Here is a 20,634-nt window from a genome sequence, read left to right on the forward strand (position 1 = left end):
GTGAGTAATCCCGCTGAGTTCGTTTATTACTTGTTTTCATTACACTCTCCAAAAAGAAGCTGGAAAGTGTCAACTTTATTTAGGACGGGTCACAGGTATTAAAAAAGCCCCGTGAGGATAACTTGCGGGGCTTTTAGCATTTAATAATACTGCCTGTTAAAAACTGGATGTATCCTGAAACAAACCGACTTTAAGATCGGTAGCTGCATAAATATCGCGGCCATCTACACTTACCACGCCATCGCCAATACCCATATAGAGTTTGCGTTTTATTACGCGTTTCATATTAATAGTGTAAGTCACTTTTTTTGCTGTCGGCAGCACCTGGCCGGTAAATTTTACTTCGCCCACCCCCAATGCACGGCCTTTCCCCGGGCCGCCACACCAGCCCAAGAAAAACCCTACCAGTTGCCACATAGCATCAAGACCGAGGCAACCGGGCATTACCGGGTCACCTTTAAAATGGCAGGCAAAAAACCACAGGTCTGGTGTAATATCCAGCTCAGCAATAATCTGGCCTTTACCATACAGACCGCCTTCTTCTGAAATATGGATAATTCGGTCCATCATCAGCATATTGTCAGAGGGTAGCTGGCTATTGCCTTCACCAAACAGTTCACCATTGGCACAGGCGATTAAATCTTCTTTTGTAAAGCTATTCTTAGTCATGTATGTTTAATCCGTTGAAAATACCGGGCCACTTTAGCGAACACTTGTACGCCAAACAAGTCCGATTTGTATTAAGTCTCAATTTTGTGCGTCAGGCAGTTAACTGCCTGAGTGTATGACAGTGTTATTGCCAAAGAGTGACATCATGACAAATTCGAGTGGAAAAGCGCTGACCAATGCAGAAAAGCAACTGCGTTATCGTGAGCGGCAAAAGCAATCCGGCAAAAAAGAGCTACGCGGTTATTTAACGCCTGAAGCGCTAAGTTGCTATGAAGAAATCCAGAAAAAAACGGAGTGGAGCGACAGTGTTTTGCTCAGTAATGCTATCCGGCTGATGTACGCTGCACATAAATGTGGCCAGGTGGGTATTTTAAACAGCTGGTTAACCGAGCATAAGCGCTGATTTATCGGTATCGGCGGTGTTGCTGACGCCTGTTCAACGGTATAATGCCTGCAGAATATACCTGAGTAACCAGAGAGCTTTTAATGATTTTGTTCGTACGGGATCTTACCGTTATTGATTTTTCTTATCTGTGTGCCAAACGCGGTATGCTGGGTGAAAGCTATATTGTTGACGTAGAGCTGCACGGTGGTTTGGATCAAACCTCAATGGTGCTGGATTTTGCCAAAGTTAAAAAAGTGATTAAGCAAGCCATAGATCAACTGGTGGATCATAAGCTGGCGGTACCGGCCTTATCTTCGGCCCTGACGATGGATAGCAGTGCCGGTTTACAGCGCATAAACTTCCAGTCAGCACGTGGCCGCATCAGTATGGCTGCACCGGCGCAGGCCATTGCAGCTGTTTCCAGCGATGAAATTAATGAACGCAGTATCACGGCATTTTTGCAGCAGCACATTACACCTTTGCTACCGGATAATGTGCAACAGCTGGTTTTTAATCTGCGCCCTGAAGCCAGCAACAGCTTTTATTATCACTACAGCCATGGTTTAAAAAAGCACGATGGCAATTGCCAGCGCATTGCGCACGGGCATCGCTCAACCATTCAAATATATACCGACGGTATGTTAACGCCACGCTTAAACAAATACTGGTGTGAGCGCTGGCAGGATATTTATCTGGGCTCTGCTGAAGACTTATGCGCCGCCGCTGCTTTACAGCATCTTACTGCCGGCGCAGATGATTACAGCTTTCGCTATCAGGCAGCGCAGGGCTGGTTTGAGCTGACCATGCCCAAAACCCATTGTGAAATTGTACCCTGCGATACCACTGTAGAATGTCTGGCAGAGTATATCGCAGCAGAGTTAAAACAACTGGATAACACCAGACAATATAAGGTAGTAGCTTATGAAGGCGTGGGTAAAGGCGCTATCGCTGTTAGCTAGTGTCAGCTTTTCACTAGTTGCCCAACCCGCTATAGAGCTGGAAGGGCAGTTAACCCAGGGCAGCTTGCTGCGTGGTAAGACTACACCTGGCAGTAAGGTGTTTTTTAATGGCATTGAACTGCCATTAAGCAGCGATGGCCGTTTTGTATTTGGTATTGGCCGGGATGCACCACTTAAGCATCAGCTTAGCGTGCACTTTAACGGTGAAAAATATACTAAACCGTTAACCTTTACTGCGCGCCAGTATGATATTCAGCACGTTAATGGTGTGGCACAAAAGTACGTTACCCCACCTGCTGAGGTAACTGAACGTATCCGCCGTGACAACCAGCAGGTGCGTGTGGTACGTAATACTGTTTCCGGCCTGCCGTTTATTTTTGATACTCCCATCATGCCGGCAAAAGGCCGCATTTCAGGTGTTTATGGCAGCCAGCGGGTATTTAACGGCGAGCCAAGAAACCCACATTATGGCCTTGATGTTGCTGCACCGGTTGGGGCTCCAGTTGTAGCGCCGTTAAGTGGTAAAGTATTGTTAGCACAAGACTTATATTATTCCGGTTTAACACTGATCATTGACCATGGTTTTGGTATCAGCTCTACCTTTATGCATTTAAGCCGCTTTGATGTTGCTGTTGGCGATAATATTAAGCAAGGGCAGAAAATTGCCGAAGTAGGAGCGACCGGAAGAGTAACCGGCCCGCACCTGGATTGGCGGATTAACTGGCAGCAGGAACGGTTGGACCCAGCACTGCTACCAGGATTGCAGCTGCCTTAGGCTGGCACAACCTGCTGCAGCCAGCTATCGCACGGTTCTTGTTCATCTATAGCAAGTATTGCAACCTGTTGTACTGCTGTGTTTAATGTCAGTTGACGTTGCAGCAGGCGATCTTTACGGTAGAAATGCACCGTTAACGTACAACCAGCAGGATAACGCCTTAACAGCTGAGGCAGGCTGGCTGCGCTGATTTTACGGTTATCCAGAGCTAATAACTGATCCCCGCTCATTAAACCAGCCTGATGTGCGCTACCGCCATGATAAACCTGTGTTAGCTGTAACAGACCATTTAGCTGTTTAGTTTGGGCGCCAATAAAGGGGGGATTTTCAGCACCGGCTTCACCACCGAAATCCTCACTATGCTGCATTGGCCTGAGTGTTAAAGTCAGGCCAAGTGCCGGCAATAATTCAGCCAGTGGCAGGGGGGCAGCTTGAGTCAACCAATTACCAGTTTGCGTAGCAAGTTCAGCAAAGCCAAGCTCTGTCAAAACACTATGTAGTGCATTGTCTGGCGTACCAGATTTCAGGTATCGTTGCCATAACCGGCGCACAACGTCATCCAGTGAGCCATTGCGGCTTCGCAGACTGGCATCCAGACATAAAGCCAGTAAGGCGCCTTTAGCGTAATAACTTACTACAGCGTTTACGGCGTTTTCATCTTGCTTGTAAAATTTGGTCCAGGCGGTAAAGCTGCTGTCTGTAAGGCTTTGCTGCATATCGCTTGGGTTACGCATAACTCTTGAGATGGTTTTTTCCAGAGTTTTAATATAGGTTTTGCTGTCAATTAAGCCTGCCCGCACCAAGGCTAAATCATCATAATAAGAGGTAAAGCCTTCATATAGCCAAAGCTGGCGGGTGTACTGTTCGGCGGTTAGCTGATACTGCTGGAATACCGCGGGTTTTAAGCGTTTAACCCACCAGGTATGAAAGTACTCGTGGCTGCACAGTGCCAGTAGATTCTGATAGTTTTCGTCTACCTGAATATGCTCCGGTGCAGGCAAATCAAAACGGCTGCACAACAGTAAAGTAGAATTAAGATGCTCCAGGCCGCCATAGCCATCCTCTGTTACCCACAGCAGAAACCAGTAGCTGGTTAAATCTACCGGTAAATTACCAAACACGTTAACCTGCTGCTGGCAAATTTGGGTCAAATCGTCGGTAAAACGGCTAAGATCAGTCAAATTATCACCGGTAACAACCAAATAATGGCTGATACTATTAATAACAAACTCAGTCAGGGCAAATTTACCTAATAAGATAGGACAATCAATCAGTAGCTGATAATTTGTTGCACTGTATTCACCAAAGCTAAGAAAATCAGTGTTTTGACTACGAGTTAAACCGGTAGCGACTCGCCAGCTGTCCGTAACGCGTGACTGGGGCTTGCTGATATTAATATAATGAGGCAAGGTTTCCTGCGTACTGACACTCAGGCACAGGCAGGCTGGGTTTAATACTGCTACCTCATCATCAATGTAAGCCGCCCGCACTGATAAGTCATAAGCATATAACTGATATTTAACCGTTACCGGGCTGTCGTTACACTGTATTTGCCAGCGTTGTTTATCCAGCTGTTGTAGTTCAAGTATGCCTGATTTATCACTGGCGCTTATGGCAACAATGTTTCTGGCAAAATCACGGATCATATAGCTGCCGGGGATCCACGCCGGTAGCATCAGGTCATGCACCGGGGAGCTGGGAGTGAAATTAAGCGTTACGGATATAAGATGGGCACTGACATCGCTTATCTCAAACTGGTACTTTACAGATTTCATAGTGTTACTCTTTTAGCCGCTAAAGGGTTTACCCTTTACCTGCAGCGTTAGGCCGTATTAAGCTGGCTATTATGCCGCCAAAACCGAATAAGGAAAATGACATGGCAACAGAAACGGTATTTAGTAAAATTATCCGCCGTGAGGCGCTGGCTGATATTTTATATCAGGACGACCTGGTTACTGCATTTCGCGATATCCGTCCGCGTGCGCCGGTGCATATTTTATTGGTGCCTAATCAGCTTATTCCAACGGTGAATGATGTTGAACCAAAACATGAGGCCGCGCTTGGCAGGCTTTTTACCGTAGCACGCAAATTGGCTGCAGAGCATGGTATTGCAGATAAAGGCTACCGCCTCATTATGAATTGCAACGCACATGGCGGACAGGAGGTTTATCATATTCATTTGCACCTGGTTGGCGGCAGGGCACTTGGCCCAATGTTAAGCAGGTAACGGAAGCCGTAACCGGGCCACAAGACAGGTATTTATGTGCGATACTGTTGCAATTGAGAGTGGCTCTTATAGAATCGCCGCGTCTTTCACTATAACCGGGTATTGCTATGAGTAACGAAGCGTTGATTGCCAAACGGATGGAACATGCGGTAACACGGGTCACAAAAACGGTGTTTCCCGGCCGGACTAATCATCATAATACTTTATTTGGTGGCGAAGCCCTGGCCTGGATGGATGAAGCTGCTTTTATTGCCGCCACGCGCTTTTGCCGTAAGCCTCTGGTTACCGTTAGTTCCGATCGGGTTGATTTTAAAGAGTCTATACCTGCAGGCACCATTATTGAACTGGTCGCCAGAGTTGAGCATGTTGGCCGTACCAGTATTCGTGTGCATGTCGATATTTTTGTTGAACATATGTACGACGATGATCAGCATAAAGCGATTTCAGGCAACTTTACCTTTGTGGCCTTGGGGCCAGACAGAAAACCGACACCGGTATTGGGCTAAAGTGTCAGGTTAATGCGATTAATACATATGCAAACACGGCCAGTTAACAGGGTTTTTGACTGCTATTTGGTTATAATCGGGCAATTACCTTTATGGCCTGCGGGTTACTGTTTTGTATAAGTTATTTGAAGACCGGACCCGCCAGTTTTGGATCCTGCATACCTTAGGCTGGTTGGGTTTTGCCATAGTCAATTATCTTGGCTCTCTGATCCAGGAAACGCGGGACGCTTATCTGATAATTGTTGCGCTGGATTCCTATATTGGCTGGTTAATTACTATACCTCTGCGCTACGCCTATCAGCGTGCCTGGTATTGGACGCCCTGGAAAATGGTCATAACAGTATTGCTGTTGGCATTTTTTGTCGCCGCAATATGGACGGCAGTGCGTAACTTTAATTATTGGGAAATATATCGCCATGGTGCGCGGCCAGACGACTGGCTGAAGTACATCCGTGACACGCCAGTAGCATTTTATGTCATGTTAAGCTGGAGTGGTTTGTATTTTGGTATTAAGTACTATCAAACATTACAGCAAGAAAAACAAAAATCGCTGACTGCAACCAACAAAGCGCATGAAGCGCAGCTGAAAATGCTGCGTTATCAGCTTAATCCGCATTTTTTGTTTAATACGCTTAATGCCATTTCAACACTGGTGTTAATTAATGAAGCCGATACTGCCAATAAAATGGTAACCAGGCTTAGTGACTTTTTGCGCTATTCATTGTACAAAGATCCCATCAACAAGGTACCGCTTGAGCAAGAGGTGTATGCTGCCCGTTTGTATCTTGAGATTGAAAAGGTGCGCTTCTCCGAGCGTTTGTCTGTTATATTCGATCTTGAGCCTGGAACAGAAAAAGCACTGGTACCCAGTTTAATTTTGCAGCCGCTAATTGAAAATGCTATTAAGTATGCGGTAGCCAGCCAGATTAATGGCGGTGAAATAGCTATTACGGCGAAAAAGTTTGGCCATGATTTATTGCTGGAAATAGCTGATAACGGGCCGGGCATGACCATTACTAATGGTTTGCCCAAAAGTAGTGACAGTGGGGTTGGGCTGGTTAACACTAAAGAGCGTTTATCCGCACTGTATGACAATAACTTTGCTCTGGTTTTAACGCATAATCAGCCACAGGGCTTAAAAGTAAATATCAGAATTCCATTACAACTAGAAAAAACGGAACAGGAACATGCTTAAGGTAATAGTAGTTGATGATGAGCCTTTAGCCCGCAAGGGAATGATGGTGCGCTTACGGGAGTTCCCTGAGCTGGACGTTATTGCTGAATGCAGCAATGGCCAACAGGCTATTGACAGTATTAGCCAGCTAACACCGGATCTGGTTTTTATGGACGTTGAAATGCCGGGCATAGATGGCTTTGCGGTGTTAAAGCAATTGCAGGCCCAAAATGCGGTATTACCTTACATTATTTTTGTTACTGCCTATGACCATTATGCTTACAGCGCGTTTGAAGTCAGTGCCCTGGATTATGTTTTAAAGCCGGTTGAACCTGAGCGGTTAAAACAGGCAGTAGAAAAAGTGCTGAGAATATATCAGGCACAGGATACACAAAAACATAAAGGCCAGTTGGCAGAGGCCGTTGCAAAACTAACCGGAGACGACACCGGTAATATACTGCAGCGGCTGGATAACGCCCAGCCTGTGGTAAATGATCGTTTTCCGGATGCAATAAGCATTAAAGACAGTGGCGAAATTACCCGGGTACCTGTAGCCGCTATTGAGTGGGTTGATGCTGCTGGCGACTATATGTGTATTCATACCCGTGATGGCCAAACACATATTCTGCGCCGGACTATGAAAGAGTTGGAGCAGGAGCTGGATCCCAAGCTGTTTGTCAGGGTACATCGTTCCGCTATTGTAAATGTGCATACCATTGCCAAATTACAAATGCTCGCCAATGGTGAGCATCAGTTAATGTTAACCAACGGCCAGGCAGTTAAAGTAAGCCGCAGCTATAAAGACCGGGTAAAACAAGTTTTTAATCAATAGGGCGCAGCGTTAATCGCTGGCAATAGTTTGTTGCCAGCGTGCCAGATAAGGGTCTATCTGCTTTTTCTTTGCACTGGTTTGTGCAAGCGGGTATAGCACCGCTTGCTGGTTTATTTCACCAGCCATCATTAAGTGGGCCCCCTGCATCAGTTGCTCTATGGCATAAGCTCCCAGCTTTGTTGCCAGTATCCTGTCAGCCCCGACAGGAGATCCCCCACGCTGGATATGGCCAAGAATACAAGCGCGGCATTCAATGCCCAAAGCACTGCTAAGCGCTTCTGCCAGTGCGGTGGTACCACCAGGATAGCTGTTTTCTGCGACGACAATAATGTAACTGCTCTTGCCGCGTAATAATTGTGCGCGTTGCACCGGCGCGATCAATGTTTTTAAATCATCACGTTGCAGTGCACCAAATTCCGGACAAATGATCTGTTCAGCTCCTGCGGCGATCCCCGCAGACAGAGTAATATAACCAGAGTGACGGCCCATCAGTTCAACCAGAAATATCCGTTCAAATGCGTCGGCGGTGTCGCGGATTTTGTCTACTGCATCTAACGCTGTGTCTATTGCAGTAGCAAAGCCAATGGTATAGTCAGTACCATCTACATCATTATCAATTGTGCCTGGCACACCTATGATCTGCCCCTGATAATAGTCGGCTATTGCCAGGGCGCCGCGAAAACTGCCATCACCACCGATCACCACCAGCGCATCCAATTGTAAACGCTGCAGTGCCTCTGCGGCTTGTTTTGCGCCTTCCGGGGTATGTAATGCTTTGCAGCGGGCGCTTTTTAAAATTGTACCGCCATGCTGAATAATATTCTGTACATGCTGCGGCAGCAATGTTTGGTAGTCATCGTCGAGCAAGCCATTGAACCCATGGCGAAAACCAATAATATCGATATTGTATGCTGCGCCGGTAAGAACAATAGCGCGGATAGCTGCGTTCATGCCCGGCGCGTCGCCACCTGAGGTTAGTACACCAACACGTTTCATTCTTTATCTCTGCTTAAAAACGGATATCTTGCTCAGTATAGGGGGTTAAAGCACAGGCCGTGTTTGATATGGCGCAATAGTTAGTGTGTTAGTCGATATAACTGTATTTGTTAAAGACAGTGGCAGGTAAAATAAGCGAAAATAGCACCGCTATTTGCAGAGATTCTCTGCAACACCTGCCACTTGTTTATTACACTGGATCCGCACCATGCATCAAATTACAGGTAAAAGCCTTGTTGGCTTGCTGTTAGCCTTAACCACTGCTGTTTTATGGGGTATTTTACCCATAGCTTTGAAAATTGTGCTTGATGTGCTAACAGCTAACACCATAACGGCAATTCGTTTTCTGGCGGCTGCGGTTATCGTTGGTATCTGGCTGGGAGCCCGGGGTAAATTACCCAAAGCTGCTTTGCTTCTTAGCCCCAACATAGCAAAACTGATGTTGATTGCCATAGCGGGCTTACTGTCTAACTACATCATGTATTTAAGCGGGCTAAATTACCTCAGTGCAGAAACCGCACAGGTGGTTATTCAGCTCGCACCATTTTTAATGATGATAGGCGGTGTTTTTATATTTAAAGAACGTTTGTTACTGTGGCAAAAAGCCGGTGCAGTTATTCTGGTTGCAGGTTTATTGCTGTTTTTTAATGAGCGTCTGGTACAGCTGGTTTTACAAGCTGGCAGCGAAACACTGGGCGTGTTGCTGGTGATTGCTGCCGCGATAACCTGGGCGGCCTATGCTTTGGCACAAAAGCAATTACTGGTGCATTACACATCCAAACAAATTATGTATGTGCTGTATGCAGCGGGCACCATTGCGTTTATGCCAGTATCTGATTTCACGCCGCTGTTAACTATGACGGGTTTACACTGGCTGCTACTTATATTTTGCTGTTTAAATACCGTGGTGGCTTATGGCGCTTTTGCAGAGGCACTGCATCATTGGGAAGCATCTAAAGTCAGTGCGGTACTGGCTATAACACCGCTGTTTACTATTTTATTTGCCAATATCGTAGGCTGGCTGTTTCCGGCTTATTTGGTTGCGCAACAACTTAATCTTTGGTCCTGGGTGGGTGCCACGCTAGTGGTAGTAGGATCAGCGTTAACCGCTCTGGCTCCACAGTTTGTGCAATATCACAACGCACGCAAAACACGTAAGCTGCAACGCGATGTGTTTTAAAAGCTGTAAATAGCAGGCAGTAAAAAGGGCTCTTATGAGCCCTCAGTATTGATTATCGGTGGCTTACTTTACCTGCACAATTCTGCAGGTGTTAGAGGCACCGATAGTTTCCATAACATCACCGTGCGTCATAATAACCAGATCACCACTTTTTAAACCCGCTTTGGCTTTTACCGCTTCAATAGCAGCATCGGCCAGCGATTGTCCCTGTAACGCTGTGCTGTCAAAGAACGCCGGATAAACGCCGCGATACAATGCCATTTTGTTCAGCGTCTTAGTATGGCGCGACAAAGCGTAAATAGGTTGTGGCGAAGTAATACGTGACATCAGCTTGGCGGTATAACCAGATTCTGTCAGCGTAATAATGGCTTTGATACCTTCCAGATGGTTGGCGGCATACATTGCGGATAATGCGATCGTTTCGCTTATTTCGGTAAAGGTCACATCCATACGGTGTTTGGAGATTTGCACACTGGGGTGTTTTTCCGCACCGTCACATACCCGGGCCATCGCCCGTACAGTTTCAGTCGGGTATTTACCGGCAGCCGTTTCAGCCGACAACATAACCGCATCTGTACCATCGAGCACGGCATTGGCTACGTCCATTACTTCGGCACGGGTTGGCATCGGGCTTTCAATCATGCTTTCCATCATCTGGGTTGCAGTAATCACCACCCGGTTTAACTGACGTGAGCGGGCAATAATGCGCTTTTGCTGGCCAACCAGCTCGGCATCACCAATTTCAACGCCTAAATCACCACGGGCAACCATTACGGCATCAGAAGCGCGGATAATATCATCCAGCGTTTCATTATCTGCTACTGCTTCAGCACGTTCAATTTTTGCCATAATGCGGGCTTCAGAGCCTGCCGCCAGTGCTAAATCGCGGGCCAGGCGTAAGTCATCGCCGCAGCGTGGGAAAGATACCGCCAGATAATCAACGTCAATTTCTGCTGCGGTAATAATATCGCGCTTGTCTTTGTCAGTCAGGGCAGGGGCCGTTAAACCACCTCCCTGGCGGTTAATACCTTTATTGTTACTTAATTTACCACCAACGGTCACGGTAGTATAAACTCTGGCACCTTCAACACGGTCTACCGTTAACTGAATACGGCCATCGTCCAGCAGTAATAAATCGCCGGCTTCTACGTCCTGTGGTAATTCTTTGTAGTCGATACCCACCTGATGTTCATCACCTTCGCCTTTTGGCAGCTCTGCATCCAGGACATAGGGCACGCCTTCTTCCAGTATCACAGAACCATTTTTAAAGGTAGATACGCGAATTTTTGGCCCTTGTAAATCACCTAAAATAGCAACGTGTGCGCCCAGTGCTGCAGCAGCACCTCGTACCATAGCGGCACGCTCACGGTGATCATCAGCACTGCCATGCGAGAAGTTCAGACGGAATACGGTTGCACCAGCCTTGATCAGTTTTTCAATGGAAATTTGGGTATTAGTGGCGGGGCCTAGCGTCGCGACGATTTTAGTTCTTCTGTGCATGGTTATTTCCTGCTTGTTGCAAAGAGGGTGTAGTATCTGGCTGTTAGTTTAATGTAATTTAATTACAGAATACAGCAAAGCGATGAAGAAAAATTACAGGTTGGTGCAGTTGCCGGCACAACTGCACCGGCTTATCAGTTGTTGAAATCTTTTTTATCGAAGCGGGAGCCGCGCAGGCTGTCTTTCACTTTTTTCAGGTTTTCCCGAAACTTACTGCCACGGCGCAGTGTAAAACCAGTGGCAAGAATATCAATAAGTACCAATTGTGCTACGCGTGACGCCATAGGCATGTACATGTCGGTATCTTCCGGCACGTCCAGCGACAATACCAGTGTGCATTCTTTTGCCAGTGGGCTGTCATAAGCGGTAACACCTATAACAGTAGCATCATTTTCACGCGCTATAGCGGCAATATCACACAGGTTTTTTGTACGGCCGGTATGGCTGATGCATACCACAACATCGCCTTCGGCACTGTTTATTGCGCTCATTCGCTGCATCACGATGTCATCAAAACACACCACCGGCACATTAAAGCGGAAGAATTTATTCTGCGCGTCATGCGCCACAGAAGCAGAAGCACCCAAGCCGAAAAAAGAAATTTTCTTGGCCTGAGTCAGCACATCAACTGCACGGTTTATTGTGTTAATATCAACACGTTGCCTTGCGGTATCCAGTGCAGCCATCGTAGATTCAAAGATTTTAGCGGTATAGGCTTCCGGGCCGTCTTCTTCTTCTACATGCCGGTTAACATAAGGTGTGCCATTAGCAAGGCTTTGTGCTAAATGCAGCTTAAAATCAGGAAAACCTTTAGTGTCCAGTCTGCGACAAAAGCGGTTGACTGTAGGTTCGCTTACGTCGGCCATTTTAGCTAATGCCGCTATACTACTATGTATAGTGGTCTGCGGGTTAGCCAGAATGACATCGGCTACTTTACGCTCCGATTTACTAAAACTGTTTACGCTATTGACGATTTTTTCCAGCACGTTCATCCGGCAATTCCTGGCTTATAATTAGGCTGATACAGGTTGTAATACAGGGTGTAGCCCGTCAGGGCGGTGGTCAAAATAGTACTAAATTTACTACAAAACCACAGATCCGTTGCTAAGGCTGCCTTATTATATAAGAATAGTCAAAACATTACGCAATCTGTAATTTAATTACAAGATATCTGGTTTACAACCCTGTTATGCTGCGCTAGTATGGCCGAAGTGTTGTAAAATTACATCTAAATCAAGGGTCAGCTATGACGACAACAGCACAAAATTCAGCATGTGATTTAATTCTGTTTGGCACCAAAGGTGATTTGGCACGGCGCAAGCTGTTACCGGCAATGTATCAGCTGGAAAAAGCAGATTTGCTTTGCCCTGAATCGCGTATTATCGGCGTTGCCCGTGATGAAATGTCAACAGAAGCTTATGCTGAGCTGGTGTTAACCAATCTGAACAAGTTCCTTAAAGAACCGCTGGACAATGAGATATGGCAGCGTTTGCAGCAAAAGCTGGTATACGTGCAGCTGGATCTGGCAAATGAGCAAGACTATAAAAAGCTCACCGCAGTGACTGATATCAATAAGCGGGTACCGGTTAGCTACTTCGCCACACCACCTTCGTTATTCGGCTCTATCTGTAAAGGTTTAGCATTAGCCGGGCTGGCAGAAGAACCTGCGCGCGTGGTACTGGAAAAACCCATCGGCCATGATTTAGCTTCATCTAAAGTGATCAATGATCAGGTTGCTGAGTTTTATAAAGAAAGCCAAATTTACCGTATAGACCACTATTTAGGTAAAGAAACAGTACTAAACCTGTTGGCGCTGCGTTTTGCTAACGCTATTTTTGCCGGTAACTGGGACCATAACTCTATTGATCATGTGCAAATAACAGTTGCAGAAGAAGTTGGTGTAGAAGGGCGCTGGAGCTATTACGACGATGCCGGGCAAATGCGCGATATGGTGCAAAACCACCTGTTGCAGGTACTGACATTAATTGCGATGGAGCCGCCGGCACGTTTGGATGCAGACAGTATTCGCGACGAAAAACTAAAAGTGCTTAAAGCTCTGCGCCGCATTGATATCAGCAATATTCAGGAAAAAACTGTGCGGGGTCAGTACGGCAGCGGCTTTGTTGCCGGTAAATCCGCGCCTGGTTATCTGGAAGAAGAGGGCGCCAGGCCAAATAGTAAAACCGAAACCTTTGTTGCTATTAAGGTTGATATTGATAACTGGCGTTGGGCTGGGGTGCCGTTTTACCTGCGTACCGGTAAACGTATGGCATCTAAGTTAAGTGAAGTGGTGATTTGCTTTAAACCGCAACCTCACAATATTTTTCGCGCTACCTATAACCAGTTGCCCGCTAACAAACTAATTATTCGTTTACAGCCAGACGAAGGTGTGGAAATTCAGGTGCTGAATAAGATACCTGGCCTTGGCGAAAATATGCGACTGCAGGAAAGTAAGCTTGATTTAAGCTTTGACGAAACCTTTAAATCGCAGCGTATTGCCGATGCATACGAGCGCCTGTTACTGGAAGCTATGCTGGGTAACCAGTATTTGTTTGTGCGCCGTGATGAAGTTGAACATGCCTGGAAATGGGTAGACGGTATTCTGAATGCGTGGAAAGCCAGCAACGAGCCACCAAAAACGTATCAGGCAGGTAGTTGGGGGCCGGTAGCGGCTATTTCTATGCTGGCCCGTGATGAGCGCAACTGGGAAGAATAAGCCATGATGCAACTGAAGCAATTTAACAATACCAGTGCTCTGAATGACGATTTTGCCAGCCGCTTAGTCAGTATTCTGCAACAGGCTATAGATGAACGCGGTGCAGCGTATATGGTGGTGTCTGGGGGGAAAACACCTCAGGCGCTGTTTAGTACCTTAAGTCAGGTTGATTTAGCCTGGGACAAAGTTACGATATTGCTGGCCGACGATCGCTGGCTGGATGACAGTCAGCCAGATTCTAACGAGCGTTTGGTTAAAGCCACATTGTTGCAAAATAATGCTAAGGCAGCCCGTTTTATCAGCCTGTATGCCAATGTAGAATCAGCTTTTGAAGGCGTAGCTCAAGTGCTGCCGCGTATTACGCCGTTACCAACTTTTGATGCCGTTATCCTTGGCATGGGTGAAGATGGCCACACGGCATCGTTATTTCCATGCAGTGCGCAAATTAAAGATGGCCTGGCTGATAACGCCCCTGTGGTATTAGCAGTACAGCCACAAACTGCACCTTATCAGCGCATGTCGTTAAGTCTGCCCCGGCTGTTAAACAGCCGCAATATCTTTTTGCATCTGGTTGGCAGCAATAAACTCGCGGTACTGAACAAGGCGATGGGTGAGCCGGATGTGCTTGCCATGCCAATCCGTGCCTTTTTACACCATCCTGTAGCGCAAGTTACGGTGATGTACACCGAAAACTAGGGGATAGTCATGGATCCTGTGATTCAGAAAGTAACGGACAGAATTATTGCCCGCAGTACACGCAGCCGCGATATTTATCTGCAACGGCTGGAAAAAGCCCGCTTAAAGGGCCCGCATCGGGGCGTATTAAGCTGTGGTAACCTCGCGCATGGTTTTGCAGCCTGTAACCAGCAAGAAAAAGGCGACTTGCGTAGCCTGACCAAAGCAAACATTGGCATCGTATCATCTTATAACGACATGCTGTCGGCACATCAGCCGTATGAACACTATCCGACAATTATTAAACAAGCAGTAAAAGATGTTGGCAGCGTAGCGCAATTTGCCGGTGGTGTGCCGGCAATGTGTGATGGCGTAACCCAGGGCCAGCCGGGTATGGAGCTTAGCCTGCTAAGCCGCGACATTATTGCAATGTCAGCAGCGGTAGGCTTATCGCACAATATGTTCGACGGCGGTTTAATGCTGGGCATTTGCGATAAAATTGTGCCGGGTCTATTTATGGCCGCCCTGAGTTTTGGCCATCTGCCATTTGTATTTGTACCGGCCGGCCCTATGCCTTCTGGCATTCCGAATAAAGAAAAAGCCCGCATACGCCAGTTATATGCTGAAGGTAAAGTGGGTAAAGAAGAGTTACTGGCGGCTGAATCGGCCTCTTATCACTCTGCTGGTACCTGTACTTTTTACGGCACCGCTAATTCTAATCAGTTAGTGGTGGAAATTATGGGCTTGCACCTACCGGGTGCGTCTTTTGTCAACCCCGGTACAGAACTGCGCGATGAGTTAACCAAAGCTGCTGCACGCCAGGTTACCCGGTTAACAGACTTAGGCACAGATTACCTGCCGGTAGGTAAAATGATCGATGCCAAAGCTATAGTAAACGGTATTGTTGGCTTGCTGGCTACCGGCGGTTCAACTAATCACACGATGCATTTAATTGCTATGGCCCGTGCGGCCGGTTTTATCGTTAACTGGGACGATTTTGCCGAGCTGTCTGCGGCAACACCACTGCTGACCCGTATTTACCCGAATGGCCAGGCCGATATTAACCATTTCCAGCATGCCGGTGGTATGGCGCTGCTGATCCGTGAGTTGCTGGACGCCGGTTTATTACATGAAGATGTGCAAACTGTTGCAGGCCCTGGTTTACGCCGTTATACGCAGCAACCGGTAATGCAAGACGGTAAACTGGTTTGGGTTGATGCACCGCAAACATCACTCGACCCGGATGTACTGGCAACGGTGAAAAAACCCTTTAAAGCCCATGGTGGCCTTGAAGTGTTGTCTGGCAATGTTGGCCGTGGTGTGATTAAAACCTCGGCACTGCGCGAAGGCACCGAAGTTGTTAAAGCCCCTGCGGTGGTATTTTCCAGCCAGCATGAGCTGGATGCAGCCTTTAAAGCCGGTGAGCTAAACAAAGATTGTATAGTCGTTGTACGGTTTCAGGGGCCTAAGGCTTGCGGTATGCCAGAGCTGCATAAACTTACACCGCCACTGGGCGTGTTACAGGATCGCGGTTATAAAGTGGCGTTGGTAACTGATGGCCGTATGTCAGGCGCGTCAGGTAAAGTGCCTGCAGCTATTCATGTTACGCCAGAGGCTATTGATGGCGGCAATATTGCCCGGATTAAAACCGGCGATATGATGTTGGTAGACGGCAACACCGGCCGGCTTGAAGTGCTGGTATCCGATGCTGAGCTGGCCGCCCGTGATATTGCCACTACAGATATGGCAGAAAGTTACTACGGCATGGGGCGGGAAATGTTTGGCGCACTGCGCAGTCAGTTAACCGGCGCAGAGCAGGGTGCTTGCAGCTTATTTACTACAGAGGAGCATCTGCATGGTTAAGTTGCCTGCCTACGCTATTGTAGCCGATATCGGTGGCACCAACGCCCGTTTTAGCCGGGTTGAGCTGGCCAGCCTGGCTCTGGACAACGTTGCGGTTTATCCCTGTGCCGAATTTGCCACTTTAGCTGACGCATTAGTCCATTATCAGCAGCAACAAGGATTAACTGATATTAAACATGTTGCTATTGCTATAGCTTGCCCGGTAACCAGTGATCAGATCAGCATGACCAATTTTCACTGGCGTTTTTCGGTTAAAGCCATGCAGCAGCAACTGGGCCTCGAAGCACTGCAGGTAATGAATGACTTTACCGCTGTTGCTATGTGTTTGCCGGCGTTAACAGCAGAACAAAAAGTGAAAGTTGGCTCCGGCGAAGTTCAGCATGGTAAGCCTATGGCTGTGCTTGGTGCAGGCACTGGCCTGGGCGTTGCGCATTTGCTGCCGGTTAATGATCAGTTTATTCCGTTGCCCGGCGAAGGTGGCCATGTAGATTGGGCTGCGCAAACTGAGCAGGAATGGTTTATTCAGCAAATGCTGACCAAAGAATATGGCCATGTGTCACCTGAACGGTTGTTATCAGGCCCCGGGCTTGAAGCCATTTACAAAGCACTGGCTCTGTATCGCCAACAGGTTGCTGCGCCACTTAGTGCCGCTAAGATTGCCAAACAGGCTCTGACAGGCGAATGTACGTTAGCCCGCGATACCGTGCTGCAATTTTTTGCCAGCCTTGGCAGCGTTGCCGGCGATCTGTCGCTGACACTCAGTACCTTTGGTGGTGTTTATATCGCTGGTGGTATAGCCCCGAAATTATTACCTCTGCTTGCAGATAGCGAGTTTAGAGTACGTTTTGAAGCAAAAGGCCGGTTTAGCGCTTTTAATCGCCAGATCGCCACCTATGTCGTTACTGCAGAACAACCTGGATTGGTTGGCGCCGCAGTGTACCTGAAACAATTTTTGGCGAGTAATTAATATGGCATTTGAAAACTGGCAGTTACAACCTGGGGTTTTGTTTGATCAGGGGCCTGTGGTACCTGTAATTGTGATTAAAGATCTCTCTGATGCTGTGCCGATGGCAAAAGCCTTGCTGGCAGGTGGCATTAAGGTGCTTGAAGTCACTTTGCGCACACCGGTAGCACTTGATGCTATTCGTTTGCTGGCAGCAGAAGTGCCCGATGCTATTGTTGGCGCCGGAACCGTTACAACTGCAGCACAACTACAACAGGTGGTGGATGCCGGTGCTAAGTTTGCCATTAGTCCGGGTTTAACGCGTGAACTGCTGCAAGCCGGTAAAGATGCTGCAATTCCGCTGATCCCAGGCATCGCCAGTATTTCTGAGTTGATGGAAGGTACCGGTTTAGGTTACAGCCACTTTAAGTTTTTCCCGGCTGAAGCCGCTGGTGGAGTTAAGACCTTAAAGTCGATTTACGGCCCTTTTGCTGACATCCGCTTTTGCCCAACCGGTGGTATTAACGAGAAAAACTTTCTCGAATATCTGGCACTGCCAAATGTAAAATGTGTTGGTGGTTCCTGGATAGTACCCGATGATGCAGTTGCTGCTAAAGACTGGCCGCGCATTACACAGCTGTGTAAAGCCGCAGTAGAACAAGCACGCCGCTAAGAAGGTGATGTGAGGCTTCGCTTACGCCTGGTAAATACCGGGCGTTTGTTTTTGAGTTTAACGGTAAAAGCGCGTATAGTGGCGCACTTTTATTCTTAGTCGTCTGTTACCCTTAGCTGCTTTGGGCTATTTGTCTTAACTTGTTCTGGAACACACTGTGATATCAACTGCTAACATTACAATGCAATTTGGCGCTAAGCCGTTGTTTGAAAATATATCGATTAAGTTTGGCGAAGGTAATCGCTATGGTTTAATTGGTGCCAACGGTTGCGGTAAATCAACATTTATGAAGATTTTAAGCCGGGAGCTGGAACCCAGCGCCGGTAATGTATTTGTTGAACCAAACCACCGTGTAGCCAAGTTGCATCAGGATCAGTTTGCTTTTGAACAATATTCGGTTATTGATACCGTTATTATGGGGCATGCTGAGCTGTGGGCGGTAAAGGAAGAGCGCGATCGTATATACAGCAGTGCTGAAATGAGCGAAGAAGACGGCATGAAAGTGGCCGATCTGGAAGTCGCTTTTGGCGAAATGGACGGTTACACCGCGGAATCACGCGCCGGTGAGTTGTTAATTGGTGTGGGCATTCCGGTTGAACAGCATTTTGGCCCAATGTCAGCAATCGCGCCGGGCTTTAAATTACGGGTATTACTGGCACAGGTGCTGTTTGCCGATCCGGAAATAATGCTGCTGGATGAGCCAACCAACAACCTGGATATTAATACTATTCGCTGGCTGGAAAATATTCTGGCTGAGCGTAACAGCACCATGGTTATTATTTCGCACGACCGTCACTTTTTAAACAGCGTTTGTACCCACATGGCCGACTTAGATTACGGCGAGCTGCGCTTATATCCCGGTAATTACGATGAGTACATGTTTGCCGCCACTCAGGCCCGCGAACGTTTATTATCAGATAACGCGAAAAAGAAAGCCCAGATAGCTGAGCTGCAAACCTTCGTTAGCCGTTTTTCTGCCAATGCATCAAAAGCCAAGCAGGCAACATCGCGTGCTAAGCAGATAGATAAAATTCAACTGGAAGAAGTTAAAGCCTCCAGCCGGGTCAATCCTTTTATCCGTTTCGAGCAACAAAAGCAGTTATACCGGCTGGCATTAGAAGTTGAGGGGCTGAACAAGAGTTTTGGCGAGCTGTCTTTGCTGAAAAACTTAGGCCTGACCATTGAAGTAGGCGAGAAAGTTGCCATTTTAGGCGCTAACGGTATTGGTAAAACCACTTTGCTTAAATGTCTGGTGGGTGATTTAACACCAGAATCCGGCATGGTGAAGTGGTCTGAAAATGCCAAAATTGGCTATTATGCGCAAGATCATGCCCACGAATTTAATGAAGCGATGACATTGTTTGACTGGATGAGCCAGTGGAAGCAGCCATCAGATGACGAGCAGGCAATACGCGGTATTCTGGGGCGTTTGCTGTTTTCACAAGACGAGATAAAAAAATCGGTTAAAGTGCTTTCCGGTGGTGAAAAAGGGCGCATGCTGTTTGGCAAATTAATGCTACAACGGCCAAATATTCTGGTAATGGATGAGCCGACAAACCACCTGGATATGGAGTCTATCGAGTCGCTTAATCTGGCATTGGAGCATTACAAAGGCACCTTGCTGTTTGTCAGCCACGATCGCGAGTTTGTCTCCAGCCTAGCCAGCCGTATTATCGAAATTACCGACAAAGACATCCGTAACTTTGTGGGCACCTATGAAGAGTATCTTGCGGCACAAACTGCATAGTAATACCGCGAAAGCCGGTCAGTGCTGACCGGCTTCTACTTTATAGCTTGATTTTCCTGCCTTTTGTCCCCATGTTGTTTTAAACTCAGTTTATTCACGCCCGGTAAGATACTGTTTTAACTGGTAGGGCTTAAGACTAAGCCAGTATTTTTATGCTATGTTAAGGCAGTCTCCGTGCTCATTTAAGAGGAAGCGCTATGAAAATTAATATTGGTATTAATGAAGAACAACGTAAAGCGATTGCTGGTGGTTTATCTGTGCTGCTGGCCGACACTTACACTCTCTACTTAAAAACGCACAACTACCACTGGAACGTAACCGGGCCAATGTTTCAGACACTGCATACGCTGTTTGAAACGCAATATAATGAGTTGGCACTGGCAGTGGATGACATTGCTGAACGCATTCGTGCCCTTGGCGAATTTGCGCCGGGTTCTTACAAAGAATATGCCAAACTAACCAGCATTAAAGAAGCGGATGGTATTCCAACTGCAGAAGAGATGATTAAAGATCTGGTGAAAGGGCAGGAAGCTATAGCTAAAACGGCACGTTCTATCGTACCGGTCGCTGATGAAGCTTCTGACGAAGTAACCCTTGATCTGTTGACTCAACGCATGACAGTACATGAAAAAACTGCCTGGATGCTGCGTAGTCTGGTTGCCTGATACAGGTGTATTGGCCCGAGCTGATCGGGCCAGTGCTTTATTTGGCTGATTTCTGCACTATCTGGTACAGAAACTAATCCTCCTGGTAAAAAAGACTAAGATTTTCTGGCCAAAGCTTGTAAAATCGCTGACAGCAGTAACACTTATAG

General features: G+C 47.2%; 20 protein-coding genes. 15 read left to right on the forward strand and 5 right to left on the reverse strand.

The window, feature by feature from the left end; all coding sequences use genetic code 11:
- Nucleotides 1–156: 156 nt before the first annotated feature.
- A complete protein-coding gene (gene fabA / locus M2404_RS16490) occupies nucleotides 157–669 on the reverse strand; it encodes a bifunctional 3-hydroxydecanoyl-ACP dehydratase/trans-2-decenoyl-ACP isomerase (protein ID WP_215397624.1) in 513 nt (170 codons plus the stop codon).
- 145 nt (nucleotides 670–814) lie between these two features.
- Here fabA and M2404_RS16495 point away from each other — a divergent pair, with 145 nt between their 5' ends.
- The 3 genes from M2404_RS16495 to M2404_RS16505 all read left to right on the forward strand — a co-directional run bounded on the left by M2404_RS16495 (nucleotide 815) and on the right by M2404_RS16505 (nucleotide 2,788).
- The gene (locus tag M2404_RS16495) at nucleotides 815–1,072 is read left to right on the forward strand and encodes a hypothetical protein (RefSeq protein ID WP_068238070.1); all 258 of its coding nucleotides are present in this window, start codon (nucleotides 815–817) and stop codon (nucleotides 1,070–1,072) included.
- 83 nt (nucleotides 1,073–1,155) lie between these two features.
- The gene (locus M2404_RS16500; RefSeq protein ID WP_259240860.1) at nucleotides 1,156–2,013 is read left to right on the forward strand and encodes a 6-carboxytetrahydropterin synthase; all 858 of its coding nucleotides are present in this window, start codon (nucleotides 1,156–1,158) and stop codon (nucleotides 2,011–2,013) included.
- Nucleotides 1,976–2,788 (forward strand): M23 family metallopeptidase, encoded by an 813-nt coding sequence (locus M2404_RS16505; RefSeq protein WP_259240862.1) that lies wholly within the window; start codon nucleotides 1,976–1,978, stop codon nucleotides 2,786–2,788. The genes M2404_RS16500 and M2404_RS16505 overlap by 38 nt, the downstream gene beginning before the upstream one ends.
- On the opposite strand, the gene M2404_RS16510 is transcribed toward M2404_RS16505, so the two are convergent.
- On the reverse strand, nucleotides 2,785–4,563 hold the full coding sequence (locus M2404_RS16510; RefSeq protein ID WP_259240863.1) for a M61 family metallopeptidase: 1,779 nt from the start codon (nucleotides 4,561–4,563) through the stop codon (nucleotides 2,785–2,787). The two genes, M2404_RS16505 and M2404_RS16510, sit on opposite strands and share 4 nt — an antisense overlap.
- Before the next feature lie 101 nt (nucleotides 4,564–4,664).
- On the opposite strand from M2404_RS16510, the gene M2404_RS16515 reads away from it, so the two are divergent.
- The 4 genes from M2404_RS16515 to M2404_RS16530 all read left to right on the forward strand — a co-directional run bounded on the left by M2404_RS16515 (nucleotide 4,665) and on the right by M2404_RS16530 (nucleotide 7,527).
- Complete coding sequence (locus M2404_RS16515; protein WP_259240864.1) at nucleotides 4,665–5,015, forward strand: HIT domain-containing protein; 351 nt, start codon at nucleotides 4,665–4,667, stop codon at nucleotides 5,013–5,015.
- 107 nt (nucleotides 5,016–5,122) lie between these two features.
- Nucleotides 5,123–5,521: an acyl-CoA thioesterase gene (locus M2404_RS16520; protein WP_215397629.1), complete on the forward strand. Its 399-nt coding sequence runs from the start codon at nucleotides 5,123–5,125 to the stop codon at nucleotides 5,519–5,521.
- Nucleotides 5,522–5,633: 112 nt separating this feature from the next.
- Nucleotides 5,634–6,716, forward strand: a complete 1,083-nt coding sequence (locus M2404_RS16525; RefSeq protein WP_259240865.1) for a sensor histidine kinase — start codon at nucleotides 5,634–5,636, stop codon at nucleotides 6,714–6,716.
- Complete coding sequence (locus tag M2404_RS16530; RefSeq protein ID WP_259240866.1) at nucleotides 6,709–7,527, forward strand: LytR/AlgR family response regulator transcription factor; 819 nt, start codon at nucleotides 6,709–6,711, stop codon at nucleotides 7,525–7,527. Before M2404_RS16525 ends, M2404_RS16530 begins: the two co-directional genes overlap by 8 nt.
- Before the next feature lie 9 nt (nucleotides 7,528–7,536).
- Here the strand turns inward: M2404_RS16530 and M2404_RS16535 are convergent, their stop codons facing one another.
- Entirely contained in the window at nucleotides 7,537–8,523 is a 987-nt protein-coding gene (locus M2404_RS16535; protein ID WP_259240867.1) for a 6-phosphofructokinase, read from the reverse strand.
- Nucleotides 8,524–8,731: 208 nt separating this feature from the next.
- Between M2404_RS16535 and M2404_RS16540 the strand changes: the two genes are divergently transcribed.
- Nucleotides 8,732–9,703 (forward strand): DMT family transporter, encoded by a 972-nt coding sequence (locus M2404_RS16540; protein WP_259240868.1) that lies wholly within the window; start codon nucleotides 8,732–8,734, stop codon nucleotides 9,701–9,703.
- Between the two features lie 63 nt (nucleotides 9,704–9,766).
- On the opposite strand, the gene pyk is transcribed toward M2404_RS16540, so the two are convergent.
- Nucleotides 9,767–11,203, reverse strand: a complete 1,437-nt coding sequence (gene pyk / locus M2404_RS16545) for a pyruvate kinase (RefSeq protein ID WP_259240869.1) — start codon at nucleotides 11,201–11,203, stop codon at nucleotides 9,767–9,769.
- A 134-nt stretch (nucleotides 11,204–11,337) separates the two neighbouring features.
- A complete protein-coding gene (locus tag M2404_RS16550) occupies nucleotides 11,338–12,195 on the reverse strand; it encodes a MurR/RpiR family transcriptional regulator (protein WP_068238042.1) in 858 nt (285 codons plus the stop codon).
- 254 nt (nucleotides 12,196–12,449) lie between these two features.
- Here M2404_RS16550 and zwf point away from each other — a divergent pair, with 254 nt between their 5' ends.
- The 7 genes from zwf (at nucleotide 12,450) to M2404_RS16585 (ending at nucleotide 20,485) form a co-directional block, all read left to right on the forward strand.
- A complete protein-coding gene (gene zwf, locus M2404_RS16555) occupies nucleotides 12,450–13,919 on the forward strand; it encodes a glucose-6-phosphate dehydrogenase (protein WP_259240870.1) in 1,470 nt (489 codons plus the stop codon).
- Nucleotides 13,920–13,922: 3 nt separating this feature from the next.
- Nucleotides 13,923–14,615 (forward strand): 6-phosphogluconolactonase, encoded by a 693-nt coding sequence (gene pgl, locus M2404_RS16560; protein WP_259240871.1) that lies wholly within the window; start codon nucleotides 13,923–13,925, stop codon nucleotides 14,613–14,615.
- Nucleotides 14,616–14,624: 9 nt separating this feature from the next.
- Nucleotides 14,625–16,457, forward strand: coding sequence for a phosphogluconate dehydratase (edd, locus tag M2404_RS16565; RefSeq protein ID WP_259240872.1), 1,833 nt, complete (start codon nucleotides 14,625–14,627; stop codon nucleotides 16,455–16,457).
- Nucleotides 16,450–17,424: a glucokinase gene (locus M2404_RS16570; RefSeq protein WP_259240873.1), complete on the forward strand. Its 975-nt coding sequence runs from the start codon at nucleotides 16,450–16,452 to the stop codon at nucleotides 17,422–17,424. The genes edd and M2404_RS16570 overlap by 8 nt, the downstream gene beginning before the upstream one ends.
- A gap of 1 nt (nucleotide 17,425) precedes the next feature.
- Complete coding sequence (locus tag M2404_RS16575; RefSeq protein WP_259240874.1) at nucleotides 17,426–18,073, forward strand: bifunctional 4-hydroxy-2-oxoglutarate aldolase/2-dehydro-3-deoxy-phosphogluconate aldolase; 648 nt, start codon at nucleotides 17,426–17,428, stop codon at nucleotides 18,071–18,073.
- 157 nt (nucleotides 18,074–18,230) lie between these two features.
- Nucleotides 18,231–19,820, forward strand: coding sequence for an ABC-F family ATPase (locus tag M2404_RS16580; RefSeq protein WP_259240875.1), 1,590 nt, complete (start codon nucleotides 18,231–18,233; stop codon nucleotides 19,818–19,820).
- Between the two features lie 197 nt (nucleotides 19,821–20,017).
- Nucleotides 20,018–20,485, forward strand: a complete 468-nt coding sequence (locus M2404_RS16585; RefSeq protein ID WP_259240876.1) for a Dps family protein — start codon at nucleotides 20,018–20,020, stop codon at nucleotides 20,483–20,485.
- The last annotated feature ends 149 nt before the right edge of the window (nucleotides 20,486–20,634 follow it).

This window comes from Rheinheimera pacifica (genome assembly GCF_024809855.1).
Classification (GTDB): Bacteria; Pseudomonadota; Gammaproteobacteria; order Enterobacterales; family Alteromonadaceae; genus Alishewanella; species Alishewanella pacifica_A.

Bases quoted from the DNA above. Each gene is read 5' to 3' on its own strand.
- fabA (WP_215397624.1), bottom strand. From the start codon at position 669: ATGACTAAGAATAGCTTTACAAAAGAAGATTTAATCGCCTGTGCCAAT.
- M2404_RS16495 (WP_068238070.1), top strand. From the start codon at position 815: ATGACAAATTCGAGTGGAAAAGCGCTGACCAATGCAGAAAAGCAACTG.
- M2404_RS16500 (WP_259240860.1), top strand. From the start codon at position 1,156: ATGATTTTGTTCGTACGGGATCTTACCGTTATTGATTTTTCTTATCTG.
- M2404_RS16505 (WP_259240862.1), top strand. From the start codon at position 1,976: ATGAAGGCGTGGGTAAAGGCGCTATCGCTGTTAGCTAGTGTCAGCTTT.
- M2404_RS16510 (WP_259240863.1), bottom strand. From the start codon at position 4,563: ATGAAATCTGTAAAGTACCAGTTTGAGATAAGCGATGTCAGTGCCCAT.
- M2404_RS16515 (WP_259240864.1), top strand. From the start codon at position 4,665: ATGGCAACAGAAACGGTATTTAGTAAAATTATCCGCCGTGAGGCGCTG.
- M2404_RS16520 (WP_215397629.1), top strand. From the start codon at position 5,123: ATGAGTAACGAAGCGTTGATTGCCAAACGGATGGAACATGCGGTAACA.
- M2404_RS16530 (WP_259240866.1), top strand. From the start codon at position 6,709: ATGCTTAAGGTAATAGTAGTTGATGATGAGCCTTTAGCCCGCAAGGGA.
- M2404_RS16535 (WP_259240867.1), bottom strand. From the start codon at position 8,523: ATGAAACGTGTTGGTGTACTAACCTCAGGTGGCGACGCGCCGGGCATG.
- M2404_RS16540 (WP_259240868.1), top strand. From the start codon at position 8,732: ATGCATCAAATTACAGGTAAAAGCCTTGTTGGCTTGCTGTTAGCCTTA.
- pyk (WP_259240869.1), bottom strand. From the start codon at position 11,203: ATGCACAGAAGAACTAAAATCGTCGCGACGCTAGGCCCCGCCACTAAT.
- M2404_RS16550 (WP_068238042.1), bottom strand. From the start codon at position 12,195: ATGAACGTGCTGGAAAAAATCGTCAATAGCGTAAACAGTTTTAGTAAA.
- zwf (WP_259240870.1), top strand. From the start codon at position 12,450: ATGACGACAACAGCACAAAATTCAGCATGTGATTTAATTCTGTTTGGC.
- pgl (WP_259240871.1), top strand. From the start codon at position 13,923: ATGATGCAACTGAAGCAATTTAACAATACCAGTGCTCTGAATGACGAT.
- edd (WP_259240872.1), top strand. From the start codon at position 14,625: ATGGATCCTGTGATTCAGAAAGTAACGGACAGAATTATTGCCCGCAGT.
- M2404_RS16570 (WP_259240873.1), top strand. From the start codon at position 16,450: ATGGTTAAGTTGCCTGCCTACGCTATTGTAGCCGATATCGGTGGCACC.
- M2404_RS16575 (WP_259240874.1), top strand. From the start codon at position 17,426: ATGGCATTTGAAAACTGGCAGTTACAACCTGGGGTTTTGTTTGATCAG.
- M2404_RS16585 (WP_259240876.1), top strand. From the start codon at position 20,018: ATGAAAATTAATATTGGTATTAATGAAGAACAACGTAAAGCGATTGCT.